This window comes from Dolichospermum sp. UHCC 0259 (assembly GCF_009711935.1).
GTDB lineage: Bacteria > Cyanobacteriota > Cyanobacteriia > Cyanobacteriales > Nostocaceae > Dolichospermum.
Genome location: NZ_VIKX01000175.1, coordinates 1 through 5,074, shown reverse-complemented (window position 1 = coordinate 5,074; position 5,074 = coordinate 1). Strand labels below are relative to the sequence as shown.

Here is a 5,074-nt window from a genome sequence, read left to right as displayed (position 1 = left end):
CTCCTATCCCTGTTACTTCCTAATTCCTTTTTAGTGGGGGAGTGTGAACAGTTACGATTACAAAACCGGAGACTGTCACGGCAAGATTTCACCGCGACTAGCTAAACAACTGGGAGAAGAACGTAATTGTCCACTGCAATTTCGATTTGCGTGGATGAAATGTTGGACTGAAAGTGATAATTCTCAAGCTCCAAAAACCAGCTTTTTAGCGAAAGGAACTTTTTTACCAGATGCCAAATTAACAGATACTGAAGGTTACGATATTGTTATGGATCGTTCCTCAATTAAAGGCATCAAAAAATCTCAACTTCAAGATTTAATCCCTTGTGGTGAATATCAACTTCCCCAAGCAGTAATAGGTAATCGAGGTAATGCCAAAGCCACCAGTTACGATAATAGTTGGCAGTTTACCATTTGGTATTCAGAAGCAGCAGTTCAACAAGATTTAAGTCAACCAACTGAGAAAAAAGCTCAGGAACTAGCTGAGTTACAAAGTAATCCCTTGACCTTGGCAAAATACATTATTCAACAATATGACAAACAACAATCCCAACAAGAACCATCAGAAGAAACTGTTAACGGAATAGACGATAATACTAACAATCAAGTACAGGAATCTCGCTGGATTTCTCTACTTCGCAGTGATAAATATGGTCAATTAATTGAAACACCCAAATTTCGCAAATTTGCTACTGATTATATCGCCAATCAATGGCGTGACCTAGCCATTAAAAGTGGATACAGCCATAATTCGGGTATGGCCATGCCATGCGACACTTTACCACGAGGGACAATTTGTGTCCCCCACCTACCAGAAGGAGATGTGATTCTTACCCGTTACCCTATTGTCAACTCAGACAATATTCGTCTTTACAATAACGTCCATGATCCAGAATTGAAGAAAACTCGCAACGTAGTTTGGATTCACCCCAAAGACGCTGAGGAATATCACCAAGCTGATTTTGACGGCGACCAATTAATGGTTAGTCCTGCTAATAAACTGCCCAATATTGCCAAAGAAACACTCCGCGCTGGTGAACCCGGACATTTTAAACCAGTTAAACAACGTCCAAAGTTGGCATATACGGAAATTACAGATGAAGAAGGCAATTTAAAATACCGTGATTTATCACAAATTGCCGCTGCCAGCAGTCAAAATAAAGTAGGTCTAGTGGCGACAAACATTGGGCGTGTCCAGTCCTCAATGCCGCGTGAAGGTGAAAATAGCGAACGATTTATCAGACGACAAAGGAAGCTGCTAAATCGTCTTTTTCAAGCACTGCAAGTAGAAGTAGATTCACCCAAAAGTGCCGAAAGATTGGAGGACATTCAAGAAATTGATGGTGCGAATTTATTAGCAGATGCCAAAAAATGGTCAGAATCCCATCCTAGTTACTTCTTTGACTTTAAAAAAGATGACCGACTTTATCGTTCCTTTGCTATGCCAGCAGATGCCCCAGGAGCAATAAATGTGATTGCCAGAGAAGTAGTAAATCCCTTGTGGGAACCAACACGGATTCGCAGTAGAGATAGACATGAATTTCGTTATTTGTTTCCCAAAGAAACCTTATCAGTAGATGCTTTAGAATGGGCAGAAGAATTAAAAACTAGGTTTCAACAATCGAGAGATGAAATTAAAGAACGGGTGGGAGATGATAGAGAAGCATTTAATGAAGAATTGGGCAAACTTTACGATAGTTACAGAGCCGAAATTGATGAATTGTTCACCACTTCAGAGGATAGATTTGAGGGTGCAGCAGCACTGTGGCACACACAACACACTCGTCCAGAATTAGACCGACATCGTAAGGAATGTTTACAGTTGGCAGCACAGATGGAAATTACGTTTTCCTTTGAGCATAATTATGAAATGCCTAGTGCAGCACTACCACAAGATACTTATGTTTTGACTGTTCCGTTTGGGAAAGATGCGATTAAATGGAAGGAATCTTTAGAACAAAAAGGAATTGAATTTGATGCCACTATTCATCCCCAATTACCTGTGATTGAATTTGCTTTTAAAGATTTATCTCCCAAATTAGTTGAGAAATTAGCAGCTAAATTTGGTGACAATATTCACGATTTAGATGAATTGAATATCCCCAAAGATTTACGAATTATCCCTCCCGCAGATCATAGTTGGGCAACATCACGTCAGGATGCGGGTGTAGGGGCTTTGGCATATAATTTATTTACTGAGGAAGTATGTCAGCATCTTCAGGATTTTCAGTTTGAAGAAATGAAAGTGTTGGGGATTAAATACAATGATTTTGCTGATGAGAATTTTGCCAGTCAGCAATGGAGAAAACGGAGTGTGACTCTAGAAGTAGGAGTTTTTGAATTACCAGAATCACACCCAGATTTTTATCGTTATAACGGGACACCAATATTACAAATTGATGGTCAGAATTTAGGAACTTTTGCACCTGATAGTCCGAAGTTGCCTGTGGGAACTACATTTGTAGCCACGTTAAAACCAGAAGGTTCTAGTATTATCCTCAAGGTTAATGCTGATTCGATAGAGTTGCCAGATGTGACATTACCAGAATCAGAACCAAAGTTAGATAATGCTGGAGAATTGCGAGCTATTCACCGTGAATTTTGGCGGCAGGAAATGTTTGATAATTTGGTAGAAGCGATTGGTATTACCTACGAACAGCGACAAGCCAATCAATCTGAAAGTAAGGAAATTGAGCAATTCAAAATTGGTGGACAGTGGACGGCTTATGTTCAGTCTAGTGGTGATTTTATTGTGCGAAATGAGAATAAGCGAACGATTTGTAGAGGGAATATTCACACAGGAGAAGAGATATTTCCACTTTCAGAAGCAGCCGCAAGTGAGTTAGAGGAGATGATTTTAGAGAGGGAGCGATTATCAGCAAATATATCCTCTGAGAAGTCGCTATACTCAACCCAGGCATCGCTAAATAATAAACAGGAAATATCAAATAATAGAAACCAGAGTCGAAGTCAGAATATAGAATTGAACTGATAAAGTTGGTAAAGGTTGTACAGAAGCATTCGTAAATCTTGTCTGCTGCACTCAGGAAACTCAACTATAGCAATTACCATTCAAGTGAGGTACAAGCAGTAAAAATTGAACGCAGATAAACGCAAATGAACGCAGATAATTTTGTACCTCGTTAGATTAGAAAACGCTATATTAATGATAGTATTTTAGTCTGTTAACACAGTCATTTTCACCAACAAGGAGTAACGAGTGCAATTGCAAGTTCAGCTAATTCGTGGTGAGGATAGCACTTTTGTAAATGCGTATTTAGTGAAACTGGCACAAAAGCACGTTGATGATTATCTATCGCTGTGGAAAAGCCGACTAAATTTATACGTACAAGCTGATAAATTTTGGGACTGGGAGTTTAAACTGAGATTTATTGCCAGCAGTTCAAACCGTGAAGGTTATGCCATTGAGTGCGAAGGTGAAACCCAAGGATTGATGCTGATGGAAACTCAGATGCACGGATCACGCATCACAGAGGGTAAACGCTTAGTATATATTGATGGAATTGCTACAGCACCTTGGAATCGCCAGGATGTCCAACGCCCACCACGATACAAAGGTGTTGGGAGTGTATTTCTGGTATTTGCCCGAACCCGCAGTTTCCAGCTAGGTTATGAAGGTAGGGTAGGCTTGCATTCTTTACCAGGAACGGAAAAATTCTACGATAATCAAGGAATGCTAGATTTGGGTCAGGATGAAGATTACGATGATTTAGTTTATTTTGAGTACGGTGTATGGCGTTCTTATAACAAAAGCAGTGAGGGTAAGTAATGAGTCAGCAAGAATCTAATTATATTCCGTTCACCCCTAACCAAGAATTAGCAAACCCGATGGATTTATTGCTGAATGAAGAATGGTTGAGAAAAAGCATCCAAGCTGAGGAAGAGGTAGGGGGTAATATTGGTGCTGGTTTAGATTGGGGTTCTGGTTTTAGTCAACTGTTACTTAATCCCGAATTGTTTTATCGTTTAAAAACTTTGCGGATTTCGTTGAATCGAGAAGTCCGTTTGTTAATTAAAGATTGGAATTTAGGAACTGCCACTTCTATAGCATCTGCTACAGCAAGAGAGAAGTTGCTGGAAAGATTCAGGCTACCTACATCTACTGTTAAAGAACATATTCAAACTATGTTGCAGAGGGATGAACTTTTTGGTGAAGAGTTTATTTCTAATCATCAGGTGTTGCGTGAACTGCTTGGGGTAATGTTGACAGAAAAAGATTGGGAAATTATTGCTTCAGTTGCGGCGGATTCTTTGAAGCAGCAAATTATGCAACAGGTTTTGGTTGAGAGGATTTCTGCATAGTGGGGAGAAGACTATTGTGAGTGGAGATTATGAGGAAGGGATACCATTCCTTCATTAAATATTTTTTGAAGAATCAATTAACCATGTACGATTTTGAGAATCCCAAATTAGGAACAATCTTATATCTTCCGGCTTAGACAACTTTTGTGTTTCTCTCATAAAATATAGCAAACGAACATCTACTATTGCAGAATTAGCATTTTGTGAAACTATGCGGATGTTATCTAGATTAACTTGCTTTACTTTTATACTCCACCAATCTAGATAATCATTATAATTAGATTGATTTTTTTTAAAATCTGAAGATAAGGAGTTATAAGCTATTGAATGGTGGTCATTATTAAGATAGTCATAGTAATTTCTAACAAATTCCTCTGGAGAAATTGATGAAACCATTGGTTTTGATTTTCCACTTACTATCCAACCTTCAAAGGAATACCACCAATTTCTTGAGTTTGGATTAAAGTGCCATATTAATAAAATTACAACAGAAGGAAAAATCAAAAAATTCTTGTGAGGAAACCATTTTTTTTCTAAAATTGAATCAGAAATTTTCTTAAATTGATCACTCACTAAGTAGATAATCTTAGCCAAAAAACCGAATAAATCTCCTAAAAAATAACTAATCCATAAAGGTTCTAGCTTCTTTTCCCTTCTTTTTTTTGTCAATAGATGATTATCAATCCATAAAGGAAGGTAACTGTTCACACTCCCCCACTAAAAAGGAATTAGGAAGTAACAGGGATAGGAG

The 5,074-nt window shown here is 38.3% G+C and carries 4 protein-coding genes; 3 read left to right on the top strand and 1 reads right to left on the bottom strand.

Annotation, left to right across the window (positions count from 1 at the left end; translation table 11 throughout):
* Positions 1-43: 43 nt before the first annotated feature.
* The 3 genes from FJR05_RS13750 to FJR05_RS13740 all read left to right on the top strand — a co-directional run bounded on the left by FJR05_RS13750 (position 44) and on the right by FJR05_RS13740 (position 4,323).
* Positions 44-2,992 (top strand): hypothetical protein, encoded by a 2,949-nt coding sequence (locus tag FJR05_RS13750; RefSeq protein ID WP_371416891.1) that lies wholly within the window; start codon positions 44-46, stop codon positions 2,990-2,992.
* 228 nt (positions 2,993-3,220) lie between these two features.
* A complete protein-coding gene (locus tag FJR05_RS13745) occupies positions 3,221-3,790 on the top strand; it encodes a GNAT family N-acetyltransferase (protein ID WP_168644632.1) in 570 nt (189 codons plus the stop codon).
* Positions 3,790-4,323: a hypothetical protein gene (locus FJR05_RS13740; RefSeq protein ID WP_168644631.1), complete on the top strand. Its 534-nt coding sequence runs from the start codon at positions 3,790-3,792 to the stop codon at positions 4,321-4,323. Before FJR05_RS13745 ends, FJR05_RS13740 begins: the two co-directional genes overlap by 1 nt.
* Positions 4,324-4,377: 54 nt before the next feature.
* Here FJR05_RS13740 and FJR05_RS13735 read toward each other — a convergent pair whose 3' ends face one another.
* Positions 4,378-5,031, bottom strand: coding sequence for a hypothetical protein (locus FJR05_RS13735; RefSeq protein ID WP_168644630.1), 654 nt, complete (start codon positions 5,029-5,031; stop codon positions 4,378-4,380).
* Positions 5,032-5,074 lie beyond the last annotated feature (43 nt).

Bases quoted from the DNA above. Each gene is read 5' to 3' on its own strand.
- FJR05_RS13740 (WP_168644631.1), top strand. From the start codon at position 3,790: ATGAGTCAGCAAGAATCTAATTATATTCCGTTCACCCCTAACCAAGAA.